We start from the raw sequence: 22899 nt of genomic DNA, 5'->3' as shown, positions 1-22899 counted from the left end.
CGAGGACGGGCAATCATCGATAAGAGATTTCCTCTTTTAGAAGTGGAAGACTTTATTTTAGATTGGAAGCGAAGAATTCCTTTTCAGAAATCTGAGATTTCGCAGAACAAACTTTATAGTTGGAAGCGGAAGGACAGGAAGCGGTTCCCCCGACCTTACATCCTTTGTCCTGACATTTTTTTCTATTATCAAATGTATCGGAGCCGGTATATCGACAATAATCTCTGCAAAGGTCTGTGGAACCGGAAGTGCAAATATAACAACCATCGGCTGAAAGATCTCTTAGCAAAAACAAAGAAGCGAAAATAGCGATTATATATAAGACGCTCTGAAGCTTTTTCATTCAATTCCCCTATTTGAAGCCGATCGTAAAAATTCTTTTCTCTCTGTAAAGGCGAAAAAGCTCGGAAGCTTTTCTTAGTTCAACATCGGGTCTTTCGTATGCTCTACGAAATAGCGGTAGATTCCGCCCTTACTTCTCAAAGCCTCTTGCCAGGTCGTTTCCGGATCCTGATTCAAGACAAAATCTTTTGTCGCTTCGTGAACTACCCATGACTTCCGATTCATTTCCGTTTCTAACTGTCCGGAACCCCACCCTGAATATCCTTGGTAAACGTGGAATTTAGAAGGAGAATCAATCAGTTCTAAAAGAGTATCGAAACTCCTCGCGAGATATAATCCCGGAATCACTTCGATTCCCGGCTGAGATAAATTATTATTCTCGTGAAGAACGGAAATAAAAGTCGGATCCACCGGACCACCTGAGTAAATCGGAAGACTCCGACTTACTTGGTCCGGAATTCCTTGAATCACATCACCGATGGCCGCTTCCTGCTTTTTATTCAAAACCAAACCGAACGCACCTTGGCTGTCGTGTTCTATCATAAGAATCACCGTTTGATTAAAGTAATCCATCACGATAGAGGAATTGGAAATTAAAATCTTTCCGTTGTACGTTTCTTCCATTCTTGTTAACCGATCTTAGACCGTTCCTATCTTTTAGACGTTCCATGAATTTCAGAAAGAATTTTATATGCAATTTCCAACGTTGCAACATCCGAATTCCGATTCACGATCGGATCCGTTTCTTTTCTGATACAACGGATGAAATGTTCGTGCTCTTGTTTTAATGGATTATCTTTGTGGACGAAGATTTTTTCTACGATCGATTCCTGGCGGTATTTGATTTCTTCGGATAAAAGAAGAATATCGGAAGTCGCTTGTCTATGAAGTTCGATTTCCTGATCCGTAAAATCCAACATAATATAAACGTCTTTTTGAGTGATGTTTAATGTTCTGATTTTTGCTTGAGTTGCTCGAGAAGCTGTAATGCTAGCGAGACATCCATTTTCAAATTCTAGTAATACGTTGGCGATATCTTCGTGATTCGACTGAACTTTCGTTCCGGATGCGGACAACTTTTTTACCGGAGAATTGACAAGGTTCAATACGATGTCGATATCATGGATCATCATATCGAGAACGACTCCGACGTCCTTGATTCTTGGATTGAAAGGAGCCAATCTTCGTGATTCGATCAGTAACGGATCCTTTACGATCTTGCCTAATTCTAATACAGCTCCGTTGAATCTCTCAACGTGACCAACCAGTAAGACTAAATTTTTATCGGCGGCGATCTTTACTAATTCCTTTGCCTGTTCGGTCGTCTCCGCGATGGGTTTTTCGACTAATACATGTTTGCCGGCTTCCAAGGCTTTCTTAGCTATATCATGATGTAGGAAGGTTGGAACTGCAATGATGACTGCATCTACTTTTAGAATTAATTCCTCAAACGAGGAGAATGCAGAAGTCTTATGTTTCTCGGCCATCTGCTTGGCTCTTTCTAAATCGGCATCGTAGATTCCTACGAGAGTTGCATCCCCTAGAGTTCTTGCTACGTTCACATGATATTGACCCATGTGTCCGGTTCCGATCACGCCTAGTTTTACTCTTTCTGTCATTTTTTATCCTTTTCTCTTACGCTTGTTTCTGCGTTCTTCGGGGAATTCCCGAGCGTCTTCTGATAATAAAAAACAGCCTGAAGTTCTTTTTTTTGAATCGAATCTTTCAGGCTTACGTTCTTCTTTATTTTGTGAAAATTTTTCCCTTGGAACCGGGGATGTTCTCGCCGGATTCTCTCGCGAATTCTTCGATCAATTCTCTTTGTCGTCGCGTTATCTTTTTTGGAATTTCGATTCTTACGATAACGTGTTGATCGCCTTTTCCGTAAGCTCCAAGATACGGCATCCCATGTCCTTTCAATCGGAAGACTTGCCCTGATTCCGTTCCTTCCGGAATTTTCATCTTGGCCTTTTTGCCGTCTATCGTTGGAACTTCGATCTCCGCACCCAAGATGGCTTGCGCTAAGGTTATCTTTCGTGTAAGAATAAGGTCGTTGCCTTGGCGTTCGAATAACTCGTGTTTTTTGATATGAGTTACTACGTAGAGATCTCCGTGTGGTCCGCCGTTAGGTCCAGCTTCGCCTTCTCCGGAAACTTTTAATCTGGAACCGGTTTCGATTCCGGGTGGTATTTTTATATTGATGGTTCTTCTTTTTTCTTGAAGACCTTGTCCATTACAAGATTTGCATGGATTGGAAATCGTCGTTCCTTTTCCTCTACAAGTAGGGCAGGTGGTCGCTACGGAAAAGAAACCTTGCGTTCTTCGGATTTGACCGGAACCTCCACAATCGCCACATGTCGTTGGAGAACTTCCTTTCGCCGCACCGGAACCGCTACAGTCCGGACAGGATTCCAATCTTGGAATTTCAATTTTGTATTCTCTTCCTAAGGCGGCGTCTTCGAGCGATACTTCTAAGTTGTAGCGTAAATCGGATCCTCTCTGCGGACCGGATCTTCTTCCGCTTCCCCCGAAACGTCCACCACCTTGTCCGCCTCCGAAAAAATCACCGAAGATATCCCCGAAATCTCCAAAGATATCGGAAAAATCAGTATAAGCCCCTTGCCCATATCCGGCTCCACCTGCGCCAACGCCGGCTTTTCCAAATTGATCATAGGCCTGACGTTTTTTCGCATCGCGAAGAACCTCATATGCTTCCGTGGCTTCTTTAAATTTTTCTTCGGATTCCTTATCACCTTTGTTTTTGTCGGGGTGATATTTGATTGCTAACTTTCGATAAGCGGATTTGATCTCTTCGTCGTTAGCCGTCTTGGAAACTCCAAGAATATCATAGTAACTTCTTTCACTCATTGTTTAATTCCAAGTAAAGCGCTGATTCTTATTGGGTAAGTTTGATTGCGAATTCAACACCTTCGATGTCCTTGAGAATACCCGCGTTCGTCCTTGCGGCCGAACGCGGGTTTGATTACTCAAAGTTTTTACTTTTTCTCATCATCCACTACAGTATAATCTGCGTCGACGACCTTTTCCCCGTTGTTGGCGGAATTGTCTCCAGCCCCCGGTCCGGGTCCTCCAGAGGAGGCACCTGGCTGTTCCGAACCTGGAGCTCCTTGAGAATAAATCTTCGTTGCGATGTCGGATGCGATTTTGGAAATCGATGCTTTCGCAGATTCGATTCTTGCTTTGTCATTGCTTTCGATCGCTTCACGAGCGCGTTTGATTTCGTCGGTCGCGAGTTGTTTCTCGTTCTCGGCGATTTTATCTCCGGCTTCGTTCACGGTTTTTTCCAAAGAATAAGCAAGAGTGTCTAACTCGTTCTTCGCTTCGATAACTTCTCTTTGAGCCTTGTCAGCCGCCGCGTGAGCTTCGGCGTCTTTCACCATCTTTTGAATTTCATCTTCGGACAATCCGGAAGAAGATTCGATACGAATCTTTTGTTCCTTGCTCGTTCCAAGATCTTTCGCGGATACGTGAACGATACCGTTCGCATCGATGTCGAACGTAACTTCGATTTGTGGAACTCCTCTTGGTGCGGGTGGAATTCCGATCAGATCAAAACGACCGAGAGTTCTGTTCGCGGATGCCATTTCTCTTTCTCCTTGGAGAACGTGAATGGAAACCGCAGACTGATTGTCCGCCGCAGTCGAGAACACTTGCGATTTTTTTGTTGGAATCGTTGTGTTTCTTTCGATCAGCTTGGTCATCACACCACCGAGGGTTTCGATTCCAAGAGACAACGGAGTTACGTCGAGAAGAAGAACGTCGGAAACTTCTCCCGCTAATACTCCACCTTGAATCGCGGCTCCAACGGCTACGACTTCGTCCGGGTTTACGGATTTATTCGGTTCTTTTCCGAAGATCTGTTTTACCAGTTCTTGAACCGCTGGAATCCGAATCGATCCACCCACAAGAATCACTTCGTCGATCTCAGAAGCCTTTAGTCCCGCGTCACGAAGCGCGTTTTCACAAGGAATTCTCGTACGATCTACAAGAGACTTTGTAAGTTGATCGAACTTCGCTCTCGAAAGAGTCATGTCCAAATGTTTTGGACCGGATGCATCCGCAGTGATGAACGGAAGATTGATCTGCGTGGACATCGTTCCCGAAAGTTCTATCTTCGCCTTTTCTGCGGCTTCTTTTAATCTTTGTACGGTGTTCTTATCCGCGGAAATATCGATTCCGGTTTGATTCTTAAATTCGGAAATCATCCACTCCATGATCGCCATGTCGAAGTCGTCTCCACCGAGGTGAGTATCTCCGTTCGTGGACTTTACTTCGAAGACTCCGTCGGCGAGTTCAAGAATCGAAATATCGAACGTTCCTCCACCAAGATCGTATACGGCGATTTTAGAATTTACATTCTTCTTATCAAATCCGTAGGCGAGCGCGGCCGCGGTCGGTTCGTTGATGATTCTTTCCACTTCGAGTCCGGCGATTCTTCCGGCGTCTTTGGTCGCTTGACGTTGTTCGTCATTGAAATACGCAGGAACCGTAACTACTGCTTTCGTAACTTTGTGGCCGAGATAGTCTTCCGCGGTCTGTTTCATTTTCATGAGGACGCGTGCGGAAATTTCCTGAGGAGTGAATTCTCCCGCGGAAGTTTCAAACTTTACGCCTTCGTTTCCGGAACGAACCACCTTGTAAGAAACGTGTTTCATCTCGGATTCGCATTCGCTCAGTCTGCGTCCGATAAAACGTTTCGCAGAACGGACCGTATTTGCCGCATTGGTGATCGCCTGGTTTTTCGCAAACTGCCCAACCAGAGTTTCTCCTTTTGCTGTAAATGCTACGATCGAAGGAGTCGTTCTCGCTCCTTCAGAGTTTTGAATAACGACTGGGTCTCCACCTTCCATGACGGAAACGACCGAGTTTGTGGTTCCTAAGTCGATTCCTATGATTTTTTCTTTGGACATTGTTGTGCTCCTTTATACTTCCCTGAGATTCTAATTATGCCTTTGGTTTTCCGATCCGAACCCTTGCAGGTCGAAGCGCGAACTTCTCTTCGTTTTCCTTATAGAAGTAACCGGGTTGATAAACTTCAATTACGGTTTCTTCCGAATATTGATCCCCTTCTTCAGAAGAAAGCGCTTCCATCGACATCGGATCGAAGGATTCTCCTTTCGGATCAAAGCGAACTACATTCGATTTTTCTAAAATGGAATAGAATTCCTTTAGGACCATCGCGACTCCGTCCACGAAAGGTTTTAATTCTTCCGAAGTTGTCTGAGTCGTCGCGACACGTTCCAGGTTATCGATCGGATTTAAGAATCCCGTAACGAGAGATTTTACCGCTTCTTTTCGGATCGATCCGAATTCTTGAGCGGAACGTCTTTTGAAGTTCTGAAACTCTGCCCTTTCTCTCGCCCACGAATCCTTTAAGGATTCGATTTCCTTTTTAGCGGTTTCTAATTCAATTTGAAGCGTGATTTCCGGTTCTACCGTTTCGGTTTGCGCCGTTGATTGTGTTGATTCTTCAGGATTCATGTTCTCTACTTTCGTTTCCTCTAATGTTACTGTTTGAGAATTTTTCTCTTCGGCCTTTTCTTCTCTGGAAGATTTGTTTTCTACGTTTTCGTTTTTGGCCATCGAATCTTCTCCCGTTATTTACTAATGCGCGTTACCATCTCCGAAACCAGTTTGGATGTGAAGTCCACAAGAGGAAGGGCTTTGTTATAGTCCATTCTCTGCGGTCCGATGATCCCCAGTGCTCCGATCTTTTTCTCTCCCATCTTATAGTTGGAAGTGATGATCGAAACTCCGGACATAAACTGATCTCCGTCTTTTCCGATGATCGTATAAACACCGTCTTGGTCGATATGTCCCGAAAAGAATCCTCGTAAGAATCCTTGGTCGTCTAGAAGAGAAAGCACTTGTGAAAGTTGTTCTTCCTCGTCTCTAAAATTCGAATACAGATTCTTAAATCCGTCGATATACAAGGTGACTTCGGAATTATCCGGAGTCATCGCCGAAGAAATCAGAGGAGCGATTCTCGTAAAATCCTCCGGTCCGTCTCTTCGTACCATCAGCTTCGGGACCACTGTATTCTGAATTTCGAATATATCATATCCTCGCAAGTTGTCGTTCAGATATTTCGAGATCTGATAAAGCGCTTCTTGCGAATAATTTTGATCCACGAAAAAATTTCTATTGAGGACGGTTCCCGATCTCATTACGAGAATCATAAGAATTTCGTCCCCATGAACGTGGATGAGTTCTAAATGTTTCAGTGTGTCCAAATTCTTCGCAGGACCGATTACGATTCCCGCAGCGTTGGACAAGGAAGAGAGGACCGAGGCTGTAGCTTTGAGGATCTGATCCAATTTAAACTGCATCTTCAGGTATTCTTCCTGGATTCTTTGTTTTTCTTTGAGGGTTAGTTCATACATTGTTACGAGGGAATCGACGTAGAATCGATATCCTCTTTCCGTAGGAATTCTTCCGCCGGATGTATGCCGAGAAGCAAGGTAACCAAAATCCTCCAGGTCTTTGAGAACGGCGCGTATCGATGCCGGAGAAAGTCCGATGTCGTGTTTATCAAAGAGCGTCTTCGAACCAACGGGCCGATTCTCCAGAATAAACTCATCTACAAGGGCTTTCAGAATTCTTTTATGACGGTCAGAGAGATCCATGCTTCTTTTTTAGCACTCTGAATGTTAGAGTGCTAATCCATACAATAAGTTTCCGAATTTGGGATAAAAATGTCAAGGAAGAAAGTCGTTCAGTGACTTCCGGGCAAAAAAATCGAAAAAATTTTAGCAATCTGCCCGGAAGAGTGCGCGAAGAATTCGTTTTTTGGAAGGAATTTTGGAGTGGAAAACAGGTGATTTTCCGTTTTGGAGCATTCTTCCTTTTCCTGGGATTTTTTTGAAAAAGGGACGAAAGGTCGGAACTTCGACCTAGATCCGGATTTCGGAAATCGACCGAACCCATGCCGAGAAGATTTGAAACCCAGGATCCCAATTCCCGAGTTGAGATTGGGCGTTGATATGTCCGAGTTCTCCGAGATTGATTGTCTCGAGATTCCAGAGTTTTCCCAGATTCTCAGAAAACTCGGTTTTCGAATACGGATCGTTTTCGCTGAAGAGGAGAACTCCTTGGGTTCCCAGAGGTTTTTGCGGGAACTCCCCAAATTCTTCCAGACCTTTCGGAAAGACCTTTGAATTCGGGTCCGGAGGCGCGACCAAGAAAACTCCCCGAATCCGATTCGAAAGTCGACCGAGCGTTTTTGCGATCAAAAGACAGCCGAGGCTATGACCGATGAGAATTGAATTCTCCGATCCTTCCGTCCTTTCGATTTGTCGGACCAAACTTTCTTCCCAAACGGAATAGAGCGGATTCTCCCAATCCTCTTGTTGAATTCTTTTGAATCCGTGAAGTTTCTCCCAATGGGTTTGCCAGTGTTCTGGACCGGAATTCGAAATCCCGGGAATCAAAAAGGTTCGCATTGTTGTCTTCTCATGGTTCGGTCTTTTTTTGTTCGATTCTCCAGAGAACGGAGAATCTGGATTTCCGGAAAACGTGCGCTTTCGTCGAGAAGCGGTTTTGGACGAAATTCCGACCAAAAAAAGAAGGTTCGGAGGATCCCCGGACTTCGGCCGTTTTCTCACAGAATTCCGCTCAACATAGGAGTTCCTACGTTTTCCTTGTCAAGTCTTCTTGTTCGTTAAAACAGAAAATATTCTTATATGGTAAACGGAATCTCAGAATTCTATAGAATTCCATAAGTTGGAAAACAACACTTTCCGAATTTCGGTCTTCCGTCGATCTTACTAAAAGAGAATGAATTCCCGCAAAACAAGGCTCACGATCTTATTTTCTTTTATCTGTCTTCTTTTCTTGATCCTCATCGGGAGAGTCGTCTTTCTTACATTTCTGAACGAACGAGAAGTCGTCCTCAAAACCGGAGATCGGGTCATGCGAGGTGCGATCTATGATCGCCGAGGAATTGAACTCGCGATGACCGTTGATTCCGCGACGATCGGAATTTATCCCGCAAACATCTACGATCCGAATTTCACCGCAGTTCAACTCGCGCCTTATCTCGAAATGTCTCCCGAAAAAATCGAAGCGATGATTCGGGAAAAGAGCCGTTACTTTCTCCTCAAGAGGGAAATCGACGAAGCCCTCGGAAACAAGATCATGGATCTTTCTCTTCCGGGTGTAAGAAGAGAAAAAGAATACAAAAGAGTTTATCCGCACGGAAATCTTGCTTCGAGTCTTGTCGGGTTTACGGGAATGGACGACGATCGCGCGCTCTCCGGTTTGGAAGTGCAATACAACCAAGACCTCATGACTCCGACGGAATCGGATTCTTCTCGTGGAAGTAATTTGCATCTTACCATCGACGGTTTGATTCAATACAAACTTGAAAAGGCTCTCGGCAAACGTTTTGAAGAAACCGGATCCAAAAAAGCGATCGGGATTCTTATGGAAATCAATACCGGAAGAATTTTGGCTTCCGCTTCGTTTCCGGCGTTCGATCCGAACCAGTACAACGAATCCGGAGAAGATTCTCATACAAACTGGGCGATCCGTCACGTCTACGAGCCCGGTTCCACGATGAAAATTTTCTTGGCCTCCATTCTATTCAATGAAAATCTAATACGTCCTGACGAGAAGTTTCACTGTCCCGGTTATATTGAACTCGGTAAAACGAGAATCAAATGTACGGACGCGCACGGGCATCTGAACCTGGAAGAAATTCTTCAATACTCTTGCAACGTCGGAATCATCAAAGCCTCACAAAGAATTCCGGAACCTCTTCTCTACGATTATATGAAGAAGTTTCAATTCGGAGAAAAGACCGGATTCTTACCGAACGAATCGGTCGGTTACTTTCCTCCTTTGAAAAAATGGACTCCCGCCACGACGATGTTTATGGCGATCGGACAAGGTGTTTCCGTGACTCCGATTCAACTCGTGGCTTCCGCCGCTTCGGTTGTCAACGGAGGAAGAATGCTGACGCCAAGAGTTGTCTCTCACTTCAGCGATTCTTACGGAGAAATTCTTCACGAATTCAAAACTCAGGAAACCCCGATCGGAATCCGAGAATATACGACCGAAAGAATTTTGAGAGCGATGACCCGAGTCGTTCAATCCGGAACCGGTAAGAACGCTTACATTCAAGAGTATTCCATCGCGGGAAAGACCGGAACCGGACAAAAAGCCGTATCAGGAAAAGGTTATGTAGAAGGTCTTTGGTCCGCTTCGTTTCTCGGATTCTTTCCGGCAGAACGACCCAAGGTTGTAGGCTTGATTCTTTTTGACGAACCGAAAGGAGGAACTCATTCCGGAGGAGGGCTTGCGGCGCCCGTTTTCAAAGAGGTGGTGGAAAATATCATTCCGATCATCGAACAAGGGGAAAAGACGCTCAACGTTTCTCTCAAACGTTTTCAAAGAAAGAATTTGAAAGTTGTGGAACCGGGAGAAGTTCCCGATCTCTTGGGAAAAAGCAAAAGAGAAGCCCTGGAAATATTGAGGCCTCTGGGAGTTCCGGTGAAATTTCATGGAAGCGGATTTTGTTATCAACAAGAGCCGAGCGCCGGAGAAAAGATCGGCGACGGAAGACTGAATTTATATTTTAAGTAAATAGAATATTCTATAATCCTAAAATGAATACTTCTTCAGACGAATCCGTCCTTTTAAAAAATCTGAAAGCCTTGTCTTCAGTTTCACCCGGAATCGAAGAGAGAATTCTTCAATCCGAAAGAAAACTGGAAGTCAAAACTTCCAAGACGGGATTTCCGATTTTGGTCGCAGATGGGATTTCTCTCCACAGCGCTATGGATCCGGTCACCGAATCCAAACGTCTTCTCGAAGGTTTGAAAAAAGAGGACGAAGAAAGGGTTTTTCTTTTTTTCGGAGCGGGAATCGGTTATTCCATTCAAGAGAGTTTGAAACGGAAGAACGTGACGACGGTCTGGATGGAGGCGGAGGCGATCGTGTTACGTTATGCGCTTTCGTATTTCGATTATTCCGAATTCATAAAATCCGGTTCTTTGCGAATCTTACTATCTCCAATCCTCGAACAGGATCTTTATGCCGCTTTTCGCGGAATTTCCGGATTCCCGATCAGTTTTATCGCACATCGTGGAAGCAACCAATGGAAAAAAGAATCCTATGAAGAATTGAGATTTATCGCGGAAGGTTTTTTTCATAAGAAGGACGTAAACATTTCCACGCTCACTCGTTTTGAAAGAATCTGGACTCGGAACTTCATCACCAATCTTCCCGCACTTTCCGGAATGCAACCGATCAAAACCTTGTTTGGAATCTGCGAAGGGAAGGTTGATGTTCTCGTATGTGGGGCGGGTCCGTCCCTTCTTCTTTCCTTGGAAGAAATTCGAAGTTACAGAGAACGTTATGTGATCATTTCCGTGGACACCGCTTTGATGGTTCTTTGGAACTCGGGAATCGATCCCGACCTGGTTTTTTCCGTGGATCCACAAGCGCTCAATTCCAAATATCTGGAAGGATATAACGGAAAAGCAAAAATCGTTTTCGATCCGACTTCTTCGTATCATTCGCTTCGTTTGCCCGGAGAATTTAAGCGCGGTTTTTTTACTTCATCACCGTTTCCTCTGATCAAGATTCTTTCATCTAATCCGGAAGAAGAAATCGGAGTCATCGATTTCGGCGGTTCCGTTTCCACAAACGCGGTCAGTCTTGCGGAAAGGATGGAAGCGAAGAATGTTCTTTTAGTAGGACAAGATCTTTCCTTTCCGGATAAACTCGCTCACTGCAAAGGTGCGGTCTTAGAAGAAAGGCTGAATTATATCGAAAGTAGAAAGTTAAGAAGAGAATATCACAATCACAAACAGATGACTGCTCTTCCGGTAAAACACGCTCCTTCCTTAAAAGGCGGAACCATTCGAACCAACGAAAAACTAATGATCTTTAAGAAATGGTTCGAAGACCATCCCAAAAAAAATCCATGGTTTAACCTCGGACGGGAAGGCGTTGTCTTGGAAGGAATTCCCAATCCAAAATTCTCGGAATATATTCAAAATAATGAATGTAATTTCGATGTTGTTGGATCGGTGCGTGAGAAAATCGAAAGGCTCTGTGAATCTAAGGATGGCACATTGACTTCGATCGGGTTCGAAAACATCGATCTTCGGAAAAGAATTCTTTCTGAACTAACAAGTCTTTCCATACAGCTCAAAGGATTTTCGGAAAAGGTCAAAAAGGGAAAAGTGCTTTCGGATCGTCTTTATTCTCAGATCAAATCCGAAGATCGGTTTAAGGATCAGATTCTGAAGAGCTTAAAAGAAATGGATCGGATCGACGAGGAAGTTTCTTCCAGAAAAGGACTCACTGAAATTTTAGGAATGAGCATTCAAAGAACGGTTCTTATGATTACGGAAGGGTATGAAGGCGGCTTAACTTTGGAAGAGAAGAAAAATGAAAGACTGGGAATCGCCAAAAAAAGCCTTCTTTTGTATCAAGGGTTGGAAGACGCCTGCACTCTTCATTCTAAACTCATTTCAAAAACGATCGTTCAGCTTTCTAAATCCTAATTCTTCTTGGATTACCCTTCGTGTCTCGTTCGGAGAAGAATATTCAAAAAATATCATTCCACCTTTTTGGAATTCTTATAAGAATCTGACTCTTTGTCGCTTAACAAATATGAACAAATGTTCACTTGGGTCATTTTTTATCCGAGCGATTCGAGTTTTTGTTGATTCTAATTTAAAATCGATTCTTTTTTTCCAAAAAATAAAGAGGCGGGACTATGGGGATTCTGAATTTTGCGACGTTCGCGTTATTTGCATTTGCTATTTTTGTTATGAATTGTAATCCGAAGGAGGACGATAAAACAAAGGATTTTATCGCGGCGAGGGCTTTGATCGGTTGTTCTTCCTTGGATGAATGTTTTTCGAACATGGCTTCTCTTTCCAAAACGGGAGCTTCTTTTCAGGTGTTTAAGAAGAATGGAACTCGCGTTTATTTAAAGGAAACCGGTGATTTGACCTCCACAAAAACAGGACCGATCTTTTCGGCTTCGAAGTTGGTCACCGCATCTTTGATCTTACGACTTGTAGATCAAGGATTGATGAGTTTGGATGAAACAACGGGAACAAGGCTCGGATGGACCGGTGTAAAAGGGCAGATCAAGCTCAGACAACTTCTTGCGTTTACTTCCGGACTCAACCCGAGTTCGCCGAGCGCGGAAAGTAAAAGTTGTATCTTTACTCTTCCCGCAGGCGCTAGTGCCACTGATAAAAATAACTGCGTTACTTCGATACGAGATTCTACACAAACTCTAAAAGCGCCGGGTGACGTATTCTATTATAATTCTTTTCATATGGCGGTTGCACAAAGAATGGCGGAAATCGCCGCAGGTCAGACTTGGCAACAAATCTTTGATACTGAATTTGCGGCCGCGGGAAAGTTAAATTTTTCCGCAACCGATCCGGACAATGGAAAATGGTATGCGGATATTACGAGCAAGTCCGGTGACGGAAGTTTGGCCGGCGCCTACGGTCTATTTATCAACGCGGTGGATTATTCTAAAATTCTCAACATGTTGATCAACGACGGAATTTATACTCCCGCAACGGGAGCTCCGGTTGCGATATTGACCGGTGGTTCGAGAGTTGCGTTAATTCGAGAACTCTTTAGCGATCAGTATCAATCTCAGACTACGATCGAATATTCACAATTTGCGGCTTTTGGTTATCGTTGGCATTACGGTCTCGGGAACTGGAGATTTTGTTCAACTCCGGATGTTCCCAGCACTTGTGAATTGGATATCGTCTATCATAGTTTTGGTGCGAACGGATTCTATCCTTGGATCGATCGGAATGCAGGTTATTATGCGGTTGTCGGAGTGAATAACTTCAACACGAATGTTTTCAGCGTTTTTTCTTTACTTCAACCGAATTCGACTTCTTTGTTTTTTGGACAAGATGCGAAACGTTTTATTCCTCCTTTGCTTCAGTGATATGGATCAACGGATTCGCTCGAATTCGAAACAATTGTCCGGGTCGCTATCATCGGCGGCTCCCGAGATGGCGAAGTTGAAACCTTCTCGAGTGCTCTCGACGATCCACCAGTGAGCCCAGTCTAGAACCCAAGGATCGAATGGATTTTCACGGTTCGGTTTTAAGACTTTGATTTTTAAATCCGAACCGTTGATATCCCATCTGCCCTTTTGAATTTGAGGTTTTGAATCCGAGGAGCGTTCGATCGTCTGCGTAAATGTTCCGTTTGCCTTCAAGTCCAAGACGATTCTTGTCTTTCGGTAATCGGCGAAATATTCCCAAGAACCTGCTAAATCTTTTCGCGTGACTTTTTCCTTTGTCGGCTCGGGAAGAAATGCGGGACCACATTGAACGAAGAATAAAAAGATAAGGAAAGCCACTCGTTTCATAGAAGTTCCGAAAGTGGAACAATTTGGAAGATCGTCAATTCAATCCTCGAGAAGCTGAATCCCAGGATATAATTCGCTTTCGAGTTCTATACCCGAATTGTAAACGAGTTCAAACGGAACAATACATAGCTTTGGAATTTTACTTCGAGATGAAATCGTTCGAAGCACCTCCGAAACGTTTTGATCTTGAGAATTTTGTTCCGATTCTTCTCAAAAATAATTTTCCAGGCAAGAATGCTTCGTATGGAATCAAGGATTCAAATCGAATACGTATTCCAATACGGAGTTGTCACCGCCGTAAAGATTGTAGTTATTTCTTCTTGCCTGGGCTCGTTCTTCCGGAGTATTCCAGAGCGTGTTTTGTCCGACGGGTGCGTAATGTAAGTTGGACTCGTGAGCCTTTCCATTCACGAAAAGTCCGGCATTCTGAGAAGTTACATAAAAACTGATTTCGTCTTTTTCCTTTGCAACGAATTCAACGATCAAAGCTTGTCCGTCGATTTCCGTGTTATTGAATCCATCGATAAAGAATTCCAGATAAGCCAGATACCGTTTTCCGATAACGGTTTGAAACTTTGGTAGATTGTCCTCAACGAATAACAAAGGTACGTTTTCACTTGTTTCCTCGTTCTTAATATAAACGAGAATCCCACCGCCGGCCATCCATTCGTCTCCCTTGAGAGTAAGAGATTTTGGATTTGTAGAATTGGGAACGCAAGGAAGAGCAACGCCGTTTTCGTCCATTTCACGAACGGTGGTAAACGAGTGTGCATTGACTTGCGAGGAAATCGAGACATTTTGAAGGAGAAGAGCAGAGAGAACAGGAGGAACAGTGTTCTCGCTCCGAGAACACTGTATCACCGAAAGGAAAAGAAAGATCACTCCGATTCCGAAGAATTTACGTTCCATTGTATTTGCTCAGGTCTTTGTTTTTTGGATGGATTCCGCTTCCTTGGGAATCGGTTCCGACTCTTTATAAGCCCTGAGATATAAAAGTTTTTCACAAAAGATCTATTTTTCGAATTTTTTTCTTTTTTTCGATTGACGGAAATTGTGCACCGCAATACAAAAGGATTGTGCGATGCACAAAAGAATCGATCTCAAGGAGAAAAATCGAATGGAAAAGCAAATTCTAGATGTTCTGAATGCGGGTCTTGGACTCATCAAAGCTGGTCAAGAAGGTCTGGGTAAAGCGAAAGCTGATCTCGAAAAAACCTATTTGGAGCTTGTTACGAAAGGAGCTTCCGACAATTCTGAAGCGACTGTCAAAATCCGCGAGACTGTTGATAAAGTTCTCAACGACATCAAAGAAGTGTCTTCTGTAGCCGGAAAAAACTACGAAGAAACCAGATCTAAGATCATCGAAAACTACAACAAAATCACCGAAGAGATCAAAAACAAAATCCCTGAAGGCCAAATTGAAGCTGTAAAAGCTAAAATTAACGAAGTGGCTGAAGCGATTAAAAACACTACTTCCGGAAAAGCACCCGCTTCTAAATAAGAATCGAGTTCCCATTTCCCTCTCGGGCGGGTTGAAACCCGCCTGAACCCTTTCTTCTTTCCTTTCTTGACAATCGTTCCCCTGTCGATACACTTTCTCACCTATGAGCATTCGATATCGATGGATTCTTCTTTTTCTCTTAGCCGGCTTCTTCTTCTCCGTTCAAAGCCTATTTTCACAAAATATCGTTCCTGTTCCTGCACATTCTTCTTCTGAAAATCAAGATTCGGATTCGAAGAATCTCGATTCTCCAGCGCAGGGAAAAACGAAAGAAACGTCTCTTTCTCAAAAGGAAATTCGAATGAAGAAAAAATTCTTCCTTGGAGGAATCTATTTTCCAGGTTACGGTTCTGCGATTTTAGGTTGGAACGCCTGGGAAAAAGTGACGATCGGAATTCAATACTATCAGAACTCGAGTCAAGTGAACGGAGACTTTGATTCCAGATATTCTTACTTTTTAGGTTACGGAGTCGCAAGACAATCCGACCGAGAATCGAAAAACGCGGGTGGAGGAATCTTTCTGAATTATTTTTTGGCGGATTCTTCCGTTTATATTCCCGTCCAGGTCGGAGGGGAATTTATGAGAAACACGAGACATGACCAATTTATCGATACGCGAGGCGGGCAATCGTATCAAAACGAAAGAGTGAATTTTGATTACGGTCCTCGCTATTATGCGGGAACAGGAATCGGAGTCCGTCATCAGTTCGAATCCGGATTCTTCTTTGGCTTCGAGGTCGTCGTGAGAACCTTCGGTCGTTATCACAAAAACGTTTCTCTCAATACGTTAGAATATGGAAATCGTTCTGCTACGATCGAAGATTACTGGATTCGAAAAGAAGAATTGAAACGGGACCACGCCGGGAAAGTTTCCGATGCGGGTTTTGATCTCGCGGTTGGAATCGCTTTTTGAAAAAAGAGATTTTTCTTAGATGATCGAAAAAATCAAAGATCGAAGAGATTTAAGTCGACCTCTCGTTTTTGCTCACAGGGGTTTGAGCGGAACGTTTCCTGAGAATACGATGATCGCTTTTCGAAAAGCGATCGATGCAAAGGCGGATTTGATCGAATTGGATGTGACTCTTTCGGAAGATCGGGAAGTGGTCGTGATCCACGATGACGATCTGGATCGAACGACAAAACTCGTCGGGAACGTTCGAAATTTCGATTCGGAAATATTAAGCGAATTGGACGCGGGCTCTTGGTTTTCTAAAAAATTCAAGAAGGAAAGAATTCCGTTTCTAAGAGAAGTTTTGCGTCTGATTCGAAAATCCAAGACGGATTTGAATATCGAGATCAAATCCACTGGTATGGATTTTCCGATGAGAGAAGATTCCATCGAAAAGAGAGTTTTGGATTTAGTTCTGAAGAATGGACTTGAAAAGAGAATCGTGATTTCCTCGTTTTCTTGGGAATGTTTGGAGAGGGTTCGTAATTTTAATTCTAAGATTAAACTGGGCGTTTTGGTCGGGGATGATGAAAGCGGGAATCTGGAAGAGGCGATCGTTTTTGCCGAGAAGATCGGGGCATGGAGCATTCATCCTTCCAGAGAAGAAGCGAAGGAAGTGAATCTGAAAAGGATTCAAGAGAAGAATTTTTTGTCGGTCGTTTATACGGTGAATGAAGTCGATGAGATGAAACGTTTTTTGGATCGGGGCGCGGACGGTCTTTTTACAAATTTTGCGAAGGACATGAGGAGGCTTCTAAAGAAAGCATATTAGATTTTTATGTTTTCTTTGGACGGTTTTTTTAGGAAGGCGGCGCTTCGAGAGGGTTCGGTGTTACCCTGAGAATACGGGAAATCCTTTTTTGCGACCGTTCTAATTGCCAGATGAAGCTGTAGACCTTGTGGTCGATGGGTTGTCCCACCCAAAACTTTCTCAGCGAGATACCGACTTCTTTCGATTCGAGATACAAAAGAAAATTCAGGAGGAAACAACGGGAAACCCCGTGAGCTTCCGCCAACGTTCCCAGGAGTAACCAATCTCCGGTTTTCATTCTCACGTTCACTCTCTTTAGTTTACCGACGTTCTTCTGATATTTCCTTTTTCCCGCATTCGAATTCAATCTCCTCATGGAAGAAATAAAAACTGCATATTTCTTCACGAGAGATCGGATCCTCTCAGGAAGAGCGCTTCTTTCTTCCGCCGATAAATTCTCTAAATACTTTTCCGGGATCAGAATGGTCTCGGCTTCGGAATGAAATTCCCGAATCTTAGAAGTAATCTTCGGTTCGCTCTGAAAAATGAATTTCCTCATATTCAAAACGGTTCTCTCGAGTTTTGAAGAATCCGGACTTTGGGAAAAAAAATTATGTTTTTGCATCAAATGGACACAAAAACACATCTAACTAAGTATTGTTCAGAATACAAAGAGGCTCGATTCCTTCTTCAAATTTGAATTGTAACCTCATCGTAATTCGAATCCAACGGATATCTGTCAAATTTTCAAAAAGGACCAAACAGTTTTTATGAATCATTTTTTCTCCGCTCTCAAATTTGCGCTCAATACGAAGAATAATTCCACGAAAGGAATTCTAGAAGAAGAATTCAAACTTTCCCTTGGAAACGAAACCGTAGGAATTCTTAAATTCTTTCCGGAAAAAAGAAAAACTTTCAAAGGGGCGATTCTTGCGATCAACGGGATGGCCTATCTTGGAAATCAAGATCCTCGTTTCAAAGCGGTCTGTCGCGGAATGGCCTCTTGCGGATTTTTGGTCTTTTCTCCGCAGATGCAGGAGATCAGCGAGTTTAAGATCCGTCTCGAGAGTATTGAAAAGATCAAAGGTCTGATTCTCAATCTTTCCTCGAATCCTGAATATTGTCCGGATGGTAGAATCTCCTTATTCGCTCCTTCGTTTTCAGCGAGTATGGGTTTGATCGCGGCCGCGACTCCGACGATCGGAGAAAGAGTAAAATCCATTTGTACGATCGGCGCCTATGGAAACGTTCAGACGACTCTTGATTATCTCATGTCGGCGGAAGGTTCGGATGAATACGGGAGAATGATTCTTCTTTGGAACTTCGTTCATTTTGGAATCGGGGAGAATGAAGAAGTAAGAAGAGCGCTTCACGCGTCTATCTTGGACGGAAGTTTTCTTCGGGAAAGTCCGGAACTACCGAAAGTTTTAGAAAGCTTACAGCCCGCCAATCGAGAAATTTTTAGAAAGCTCAAAGAAGATCGAAACTATCGTTCGGAGATCTGGAACCGAATCGTTCAGAACGCGGGACCGTTTCGTTCCTTTCTCCAAGACCTTCAGGTTTATAATAAATTGGAGGATTTGAGAGCGCACGTTTCCCTCATTCATGGAGTGGAGGATAACGTTGTCCCTGCCTCCGAATCTTCTCTGATTTTGGAACGTTTGTTGGAGAGGGACCTTCCGGCAAATCGATCGAAGTTGGTTTTGACTCCTTTGATCTCTCACGGAGATATTGGAATCACATTGAAAACGCTTCCTTCGATCTTTCAGCTCTTAAACGGCTTTGCGTTCTTCTTTAAACACGCGGCCGCAAAAGCGTAGAATTTAGTTTCTTTCCACTGGATCGATGTCCGTATTGATCCAGTATTCGTCTCCATAGTCGAAGAACAATTCTTCTCCGGCTTTCACTTTTCGAATCGCCTCAAACCTCGCGGTTTTCCAACGAACCGATACGACTAACTTTACGTTCGGTTTTGTACTATGATTCATAAAGCGGGTATAATTACTTTCTTTGCCTTCCCCGTAGATCCAGTGATCCTTACAGATCCAAAGCAGATATTTCGATTCGCAATATTTGGAGGAATTCGCAATTCGATCGGTCAGGATCTTGCCTGTATAATATCCGATGGTATCGCCTTTGTTGACGTTTTCTTTCGGGAACAAACCCATTCCGATTCCGGGAATCGATGACGACTTAATTTCAAAATCCTTTTCCTTAAAGATACGGGAACGTGAAGACTTCTTACGTAATTGCATTTTTGAGACTCAAACTCCTAAAAAGAAAAGGATGGCTTATGAGTATCATTCCCAAGAGAGTATAAAATTTGCAACTGAATTCTTGTAACCCCTTTCAAAACTCATCTTCAACGGTTCTAAACCTTTGATTCTCAAAGGAGCTGATCGTACGGATTCTATCTTAGATGTTCTAACAATGGATTGGAAAAAATTTATCTTAGAATTCGATCGTTTCTTCTCATCGAATCGAACGGTTGATTTCGAGTTTCGATTTTTTTCCGGTCTGCGGATTTCCGTCTCTTTCCATAAAAAATGTTGCAGGTTGAAAAGAATCTTTTTCAAACAAGGAGTTCCTTTCTCTTCATTCAAAGTCGGGAATCACTCGCTTCTTTATTTGCTTCGAGTTGGGGATATTCATAAAACGTAAAGCGTGTAGAATTTAGACAAGACTTAAGTCATCGGTGTTTCATTCCGGTTTCTCCGAGTATTCTGAAAAACGGCGTCTTCAAAACATTCTTCTCAAACTCTCGATCGACAAACTTTGATTTGTCTCTCATTAAAACTTCTTGTCAGATGAATGCTCGAAGTGGACCTTATTCGTATGGAAAAACCTTATAGAAAGAACGTCGGGATGGTCGTCTTCAATTCCCGTGGAGAGGTTTTGGTCGGAGAGAGGCTCAATTTTCTCGGTTCCTGGCAATTCCCTCAAGGAGGAATCGACGAAGATGAGGACCCTGAAGCCGCCGCGCTTCGCGAATTGCACGAGGAGGTCGGGATCGATTCCGGAAAGATCGTTTCGGAATATCCGGATTGGATTGCTTATGATTTTCCCGAGAATCTTCCTCTCAATCGTCATCTTCAGAAATACAGGGGACAACTTCAAAAATGGTATTTGATCTTTTGGGACGGAGTAGCCGCAGACTGTGACTTGGATATTCACGAAAGAGAATTCGAATCCGTCCGTTTTATTCCGATTGAAAACACTTTGGAAACCGTGGTTCCGTTTAAAAAAGATGTATATTATAAAATCGTAAAGGACTTCGGTCCTAAGATTCAGACTTATTTGGAGAAAATGAAAACGAAATCATGACGGAAGAACGTTCTTTTTTTATCCCTCCAGGAGGACCTCCCGGTCCTGTGCCGGGCCTTCAGCTCGTTTTTAACGCCGTGGGAGAGCTTTCCCTTCGAAAACTCGTCTCTGATTTTTACGATCAGATTCCACAGAGCTCGATCGCATTTATGTTTCCGAAGAACGTGGAAGAAAGCAAAACAAAGTCCGCGGACTTTCTCATCCAAGTGACGGGCGGTCCACCGCTCTATTCTCAAAATTACGGGCCGCCTCGTATGAGGGCTCGACATCTTCCTTTTCCGATCGATGAAAAGGCAAGAAGAGTTTGGCTTTCCTGTTATCGTAAGGCCTTGGACGGTTGGGAGGCGGATTCTGTACAAAAGGAAATTCTCTGGAGTTTTCTGAAAGACTTTTCGGGATGGATGGTGAACTTGGAAAACAAGACGGAGGAGTCGAATGGCATCGAAGAATAACGTAAGAGCAAAAATTTTGGTCCGAGGAAAAGTGCAGGGAGTCGGCTTTCGTTATTATATTCTTCAGCGTGCCCAAGAATGTAGGCTCAGCGGATTTACCCAGAATCTTCCCGGAGGAGAAGTGGAAACCGTGGTCGAAGGTGATAAAATGTTTATCGAAGATCTCTACAAAGCGATTCAGAGAGGACCGAAAGGATCCGAGGTAAAGGAAGCGGTTATCCATTGGGAAGAAGCGAAAGGAAACTTTAGAACCTTCGAAATCAAGAAGTAGTTTTATTTTCCACCTCTTGCAATCGCAGTGTTCACCGATCGTTTGGAGTCTGGTTTCGAAGAAGTTTCTTCCACCTCCGTCACAGACGGTTCGGTTTCCGCTTCGATGAGCCATTCCGCTCGAACCTTATCCAATAACTTCTTTCGATTTTCCTTATATGCGATTTCACGCGTAAGTTGCTCGAATTGTATAATCGATTCTTCATGTTCTAAAGACGATTCCAAAAAACCGAATGCGCCTAAAAAGCTTAGGATCTTGGAAAACCAAGAGAGATTTTCCTTATAACAAACGTATTTGAGTTTTAAGATTGCTTCTTTAAAATCGCTCTTTCTGTAATAAGCCGCCAATTCGTTTTTTTCTTTTTTCAAAAGGAATAGGAAGATTCTTACGAGGTCTTTTTTGTAGGAATATTTTTCGATCATCACATGTATCAAGTTGAGAATCGTTTCCTCTTTTTTCTGGCAGATACACGAGATTTTTTTTCCCTTCTCATACCAATCACAAGAAATACAATCCGGATCCCTTTTCAGATTGTCGACAATCGAATAGGAAAATTCCTTATCTTCATCCAGGTTGATCATTACAAACTGTGAAAGGGCGTCGCTTTTCATCGACATCATCGTCTTTAACATTTTGATCGATTTTAATTCTTCCGCGGACGATCGTAGATTTTTTAGATGGTCGTGTTTTCGGGAAATATAATTCGCGAGAATTAGAAAATCCTTAAACGTTTCCGGTTCAAGATTTCCCAAACTTTCGCCGATGATCTTCAATTCTTCCGAAACGAATTTTTCTTCCATACTTGAGATCGAACCGGAGTAGTTTACATCGATTACGATTTCCTTCCTATGCTCCGTAATTAGATTCCAAGCGGTCTGATATTTTTCTTTGAGACGTTTTGAGAATTGATTGAGATAATAACTTTTGAGAATGTCGAAAGCCTTTCCTGAAAGATCATCAGCGACGTGAAAAAGCCCGGTCGTTTTTGTGACCGCGATATGTTCGTTCTCGTGGATCGTTTCGAAGATGATCTGAATCGAATCTTTGATCGTTTCTTCTTTTAGAAGTTCACTAAACGTAAAGGAATGGATCCATTTTTTGATATCGAAAGAATCTCTTACGAACGTAGACGCGCTTCCCGAGATTAGATATTCGAAAATGGAAATTAATTCGCTGATCTGAAACGGCTCACAACCTAAGATATAATTTTGGATCGCGAAGGAAGACTTGCTTAAACTGTTGAGATAGATTTCTTTTAGGTTTTCCCGATTGGAAGGTTTGAATTGTTTTTCTGAAATCAAACAGATACCGACCGTAAGCTGACTCGTTTCGGGGAGAAATTTGAACTCCGGGAATGCGAAGATCAGATTCATGTCGGACAATTTTTTGAGAGTGTTTATATAGATCGGTTTGGATCCTTCGTCTTTCCAGACCTTTAAAATTTTTCCGGAAAAGAATCCTTCCAACGTAGTATGGTTTCTGATCTGATAGAGAAGTTCGATTTCTTTAGGATTTAAAAAGATCGCTTCCTGATCGGTAGCGTCCGCCTCGTTTCTGAGATATAGATAGGTCGGCATGAGATTTTCGTATTTCTCATGGTCGTATAGGGATTCTTTCTCCAAACGCTCAACCTCACAAGACGAATTTCAAACCGAAAGGTGAAGAGATTCTACACTACATATAAATCGAGAATAGCAAAAAAAACCGATTCGAAGAATTTATGTTTCATTCCGGGACTTTTTTTAATGCGGCATTCCTTTTGAAATGACCTTCCAAATTCCCGAAAGGTCAAAGATTAGAATGATTTGAATCGTTACGATTGAATTCGATAAGACTTGCTCCGACTTTTAAAAAACGGATTATAGGTCTTTGTATACTGGGGGAGAATACTTGAAAAAGAGAAGATTGGGAAAATC

The 22899-nt window shown here is 43.0% G+C and carries 23 protein-coding genes; 10 read left to right on the top strand and 13 right to left on the bottom strand.

Translation table 11 applies throughout. From position 1 onward, the window contains the following. Positions 1 to 52: 52 nt before the first annotated feature. The 8 genes from DLM75_RS00550 to DLM75_RS00515 all read right to left on the bottom strand — a co-directional run bounded on the left by DLM75_RS00550 (position 53) and on the right by DLM75_RS00515 (position 7805). A complete protein-coding gene (locus DLM75_RS00550; RefSeq protein ID WP_118966631.1) occupies positions 53 to 343 on the bottom strand; it encodes a hypothetical protein in 291 nt (96 codons plus the stop codon). A gap of 74 nt (positions 344 to 417) precedes the next feature. Then, complete coding sequence (locus tag DLM75_RS00545) at positions 418 to 966, bottom strand: YqgE/AlgH family protein (protein WP_118966630.1); 549 nt, start codon at positions 964 to 966, stop codon at positions 418 to 420. 26 nt (positions 967 to 992) lie between these two features. Continuing rightward, positions 993 to 1961 (bottom strand): Gfo/Idh/MocA family protein, encoded by a 969-nt coding sequence (locus DLM75_RS00540; protein WP_118966629.1) that lies wholly within the window; start codon positions 1959 to 1961, stop codon positions 993 to 995. A 124-nt stretch (positions 1962 to 2085) separates the two neighbouring features. After that, a complete protein-coding gene (gene dnaJ, locus DLM75_RS00535; RefSeq protein WP_118966628.1) occupies positions 2086 to 3210 on the bottom strand; it encodes a molecular chaperone DnaJ in 1125 nt (374 codons plus the stop codon). 128 nt (positions 3211 to 3338) lie between these two features. Next, entirely contained in the window at positions 3339 to 5273 is a 1935-nt protein-coding gene (gene dnaK, locus DLM75_RS00530; protein WP_118966627.1) for a molecular chaperone DnaK, read from the bottom strand. 34 nt (positions 5274 to 5307) lie between these two features. Continuing rightward, entirely contained in the window at positions 5308 to 5946 is a 639-nt protein-coding gene (gene grpE / locus DLM75_RS00525; RefSeq protein ID WP_118966626.1) for a nucleotide exchange factor GrpE, read from the bottom strand. A 14-nt stretch (positions 5947 to 5960) separates the two neighbouring features. Further along, positions 5961 to 6989, bottom strand: coding sequence for a heat-inducible transcriptional repressor HrcA (gene hrcA / locus DLM75_RS00520; RefSeq protein WP_118966625.1), 1029 nt, complete (start codon positions 6987 to 6989; stop codon positions 5961 to 5963). Between the two features lie 267 nt (positions 6990 to 7256). Beyond that, the gene (locus DLM75_RS00515; RefSeq protein ID WP_118967897.1) at positions 7257 to 7805 is read right to left on the bottom strand and encodes an RBBP9/YdeN family alpha/beta hydrolase; all 549 of its coding nucleotides are present in this window, start codon (positions 7803 to 7805) and stop codon (positions 7257 to 7259) included. Positions 7806 to 8139: 334 nt separating this feature from the next. Between DLM75_RS00515 and DLM75_RS00510 the strand changes: the two genes are divergently transcribed. The 3 genes from DLM75_RS00510 (at position 8140) to DLM75_RS00500 (ending at position 13306) form a co-directional block, all read left to right on the top strand. Further along, the gene (locus tag DLM75_RS00510) at positions 8140 to 9948 is read left to right on the top strand and encodes a penicillin-binding protein (RefSeq protein ID WP_118966624.1); all 1809 of its coding nucleotides are present in this window, start codon (positions 8140 to 8142) and stop codon (positions 9946 to 9948) included. A 23-nt stretch (positions 9949 to 9971) separates the two neighbouring features. Then, positions 9972 to 11879, top strand: coding sequence for a motility associated factor glycosyltransferase family protein (locus DLM75_RS00505; protein WP_118966623.1), 1908 nt, complete (start codon positions 9972 to 9974; stop codon positions 11877 to 11879). Between the two features lie 215 nt (positions 11880 to 12094). After that, positions 12095 to 13306: a serine hydrolase domain-containing protein gene (locus tag DLM75_RS00500; RefSeq protein ID WP_118966622.1), complete on the top strand. Its 1212-nt coding sequence runs from the start codon at positions 12095 to 12097 to the stop codon at positions 13304 to 13306. Between the two features lie 6 nt (positions 13307 to 13312). On the opposite strand, the gene DLM75_RS00495 is transcribed toward DLM75_RS00500, so the two are convergent. Together DLM75_RS00495 and DLM75_RS00490 are read right to left on the bottom strand one after the other, a co-directional pair. Next, the gene (locus DLM75_RS00495; RefSeq protein ID WP_118966621.1) at positions 13313 to 13735 is read right to left on the bottom strand and encodes a hypothetical protein; all 423 of its coding nucleotides are present in this window, start codon (positions 13733 to 13735) and stop codon (positions 13313 to 13315) included. A 249-nt stretch (positions 13736 to 13984) separates the two neighbouring features. Then, positions 13985 to 14644 (bottom strand): hypothetical protein, encoded by a 660-nt coding sequence (locus tag DLM75_RS00490; RefSeq protein WP_118966620.1) that lies wholly within the window; start codon positions 14642 to 14644, stop codon positions 13985 to 13987. 208 nt (positions 14645 to 14852) lie between these two features. Between DLM75_RS00490 and DLM75_RS00485 the strand changes: the two genes are divergently transcribed. The 3 genes from DLM75_RS00485 (at position 14853) to DLM75_RS00475 (ending at position 16957) form a co-directional block, all read left to right on the top strand. Then, on the top strand, positions 14853 to 15236 hold the full coding sequence (locus tag DLM75_RS00485) for a phasin-related domain-containing protein (RefSeq protein ID WP_118967896.1): 384 nt from the start codon (positions 14853 to 14855) through the stop codon (positions 15234 to 15236). 103 nt (positions 15237 to 15339) lie between these two features. Next, positions 15340 to 16149 carry a hypothetical protein gene (locus tag DLM75_RS00480; protein ID WP_118966619.1) on the top strand — a complete coding sequence of 270 codons (810 nt, stop codon included), beginning with the start codon at positions 15340 to 15342 and terminating at the stop codon, positions 16147 to 16149. Between the two features lie 19 nt (positions 16150 to 16168). After that, the gene (locus DLM75_RS00475; protein ID WP_118966618.1) at positions 16169 to 16957 is read left to right on the top strand and encodes a glycerophosphodiester phosphodiesterase; all 789 of its coding nucleotides are present in this window, start codon (positions 16169 to 16171) and stop codon (positions 16955 to 16957) included. Positions 16958 to 16985: 28 nt separating this feature from the next. On the opposite strand, the gene DLM75_RS00470 is transcribed toward DLM75_RS00475, so the two are convergent. Next, positions 16986 to 17495 (bottom strand): DUF1564 family protein, encoded by a 510-nt coding sequence (locus DLM75_RS00470; protein WP_158586421.1) that lies wholly within the window; start codon positions 17493 to 17495, stop codon positions 16986 to 16988. 211 nt (positions 17496 to 17706) lie between these two features. Here DLM75_RS00470 and DLM75_RS00465 point away from each other — a divergent pair, with 211 nt between their 5' ends. Beyond that, entirely contained in the window at positions 17707 to 18756 is a 1050-nt protein-coding gene (locus DLM75_RS00465; RefSeq protein ID WP_118966616.1) for an alpha/beta hydrolase, read from the top strand. 3 nt (positions 18757 to 18759) lie between these two features. Here the strand turns inward: DLM75_RS00465 and DLM75_RS00460 are convergent, their stop codons facing one another. Beyond that, positions 18760 to 19191 (bottom strand): SET domain-containing protein, encoded by a 432-nt coding sequence (locus tag DLM75_RS00460; protein ID WP_118966615.1) that lies wholly within the window; start codon positions 19189 to 19191, stop codon positions 18760 to 18762. A 580-nt stretch (positions 19192 to 19771) separates the two neighbouring features. Between DLM75_RS00460 and DLM75_RS00445 the strand changes: the two genes are divergently transcribed. Genes DLM75_RS00445 through DLM75_RS00435 form a run of 3 tightly spaced genes read left to right on the top strand, consistent with a single transcriptional unit; the run spans position 19772 to position 20983 of the window. After that, a complete protein-coding gene (locus DLM75_RS00445) occupies positions 19772 to 20260 on the top strand; it encodes an RNA pyrophosphohydrolase (RefSeq protein WP_118966613.1) in 489 nt (162 codons plus the stop codon). Beyond that, positions 20257 to 20712: a globin domain-containing protein gene (locus DLM75_RS00440; protein WP_118966612.1), complete on the top strand. Its 456-nt coding sequence runs from the start codon at positions 20257 to 20259 to the stop codon at positions 20710 to 20712. The genes DLM75_RS00445 and DLM75_RS00440 overlap by 4 nt, the downstream gene beginning before the upstream one ends. Further along, positions 20696 to 20983, top strand: a complete 288-nt coding sequence (locus DLM75_RS00435) for an acylphosphatase (RefSeq protein ID WP_118966611.1) — start codon at positions 20696 to 20698, stop codon at positions 20981 to 20983. Before DLM75_RS00440 ends, DLM75_RS00435 begins: the two co-directional genes overlap by 17 nt. A 2-nt stretch (positions 20984 to 20985) precedes the next feature. Here the strand turns inward: DLM75_RS00435 and DLM75_RS00430 are convergent, their stop codons facing one another. Next, complete coding sequence (locus DLM75_RS00430; protein ID WP_118966610.1) at positions 20986 to 22605, bottom strand: exonuclease; 1620 nt, start codon at positions 22603 to 22605, stop codon at positions 20986 to 20988. Positions 22606 to 22899 lie beyond the last annotated feature (294 nt).

Origin of the sequence: Leptospira stimsonii, from assembly GCF_003545885.1 — a bacterium.
GTDB classification, from domain to species: domain Bacteria; phylum Spirochaetota; class Leptospiria; order Leptospirales; family Leptospiraceae; genus Leptospira; species Leptospira stimsonii.
This window is presented reverse-complemented; position numbering and strand designations above follow the sequence as displayed.

Excerpts from the sequence above, each read along its gene's own strand:
- DLM75_RS00545 (WP_118966630.1), bottom strand. The coding sequence starts at position 966 with ATGGAAGAAACGTACAACGGAAAGATTTTAATTTCCAATTCCTCTATC.
- DLM75_RS00515 (WP_118967897.1), bottom strand. The coding sequence starts at position 7,805 with ATGCGAACCTTTTTGATTCCCGGGATTTCGAATTCCGGTCCAGAACAC.
- DLM75_RS00465 (WP_118966616.1), top strand. The coding sequence starts at position 17,707 with ATGAATCATTTTTTCTCCGCTCTCAAATTTGCGCTCAATACGAAGAAT.
- dnaJ (WP_118966628.1), bottom strand. The coding sequence starts at position 3,210 with ATGAGTGAAAGAAGTTACTATGATATTCTTGGAGTTTCCAAGACGGCT.
- DLM75_RS00550 (WP_118966631.1), bottom strand. The coding sequence starts at position 343 with ATGAAAAAGCTTCAGAGCGTCTTATATATAATCGCTATTTTCGCTTCT.
- DLM75_RS00500 (WP_118966622.1), top strand. The coding sequence starts at position 12,095 with ATGGGGATTCTGAATTTTGCGACGTTCGCGTTATTTGCATTTGCTATT.
- DLM75_RS00480 (WP_118966619.1), top strand. The coding sequence starts at position 15,340 with ATGAGCATTCGATATCGATGGATTCTTCTTTTTCTCTTAGCCGGCTTC.
- DLM75_RS00435 (WP_118966611.1), top strand. The coding sequence starts at position 20,696 with ATGGCATCGAAGAATAACGTAAGAGCAAAAATTTTGGTCCGAGGAAAA.
- DLM75_RS00485 (WP_118967896.1), top strand. The coding sequence starts at position 14,853 with ATGGAAAAGCAAATTCTAGATGTTCTGAATGCGGGTCTTGGACTCATC.
- grpE (WP_118966626.1), bottom strand. The coding sequence starts at position 5,946 with ATGGCCAAAAACGAAAACGTAGAAAACAAATCTTCCAGAGAAGAAAAG.
- DLM75_RS00510 (WP_118966624.1), top strand. The coding sequence starts at position 8,140 with ATGAATTCCCGCAAAACAAGGCTCACGATCTTATTTTCTTTTATCTGT.
- DLM75_RS00495 (WP_118966621.1), bottom strand. The coding sequence starts at position 13,735 with ATGAAACGAGTGGCTTTCCTTATCTTTTTATTCTTCGTTCAATGTGGT.
- DLM75_RS00540 (WP_118966629.1), bottom strand. The coding sequence starts at position 1,961 with ATGACAGAAAGAGTAAAACTAGGCGTGATCGGAACCGGACACATGGGT.
- DLM75_RS00445 (WP_118966613.1), top strand. The coding sequence starts at position 19,772 with ATGGAAAAACCTTATAGAAAGAACGTCGGGATGGTCGTCTTCAATTCC.
- DLM75_RS00505 (WP_118966623.1), top strand. The coding sequence starts at position 9,972 with ATGAATACTTCTTCAGACGAATCCGTCCTTTTAAAAAATCTGAAAGCC.
- DLM75_RS00490 (WP_118966620.1), bottom strand. The coding sequence starts at position 14,644 with ATGGAACGTAAATTCTTCGGAATCGGAGTGATCTTTCTTTTCCTTTCG.
- DLM75_RS00475 (WP_118966618.1), top strand. The coding sequence starts at position 16,169 with ATGATCGAAAAAATCAAAGATCGAAGAGATTTAAGTCGACCTCTCGTT.
- DLM75_RS00470 (WP_158586421.1), bottom strand. The coding sequence starts at position 17,495 with ATGAGGAAATTCATTTTTCAGAGCGAACCGAAGATTACTTCTAAGATT.
- DLM75_RS00440 (WP_118966612.1), top strand. The coding sequence starts at position 20,257 with ATGACGGAAGAACGTTCTTTTTTTATCCCTCCAGGAGGACCTCCCGGT.
- DLM75_RS00460 (WP_118966615.1), bottom strand. The coding sequence starts at position 19,191 with ATGCAATTACGTAAGAAGTCTTCACGTTCCCGTATCTTTAAGGAAAAG.
- dnaK (WP_118966627.1), bottom strand. The coding sequence starts at position 5,273 with ATGTCCAAAGAAAAAATCATAGGAATCGACTTAGGAACCACAAACTCG.
- hrcA (WP_118966625.1), bottom strand. The coding sequence starts at position 6,989 with ATGGATCTCTCTGACCGTCATAAAAGAATTCTGAAAGCCCTTGTAGAT.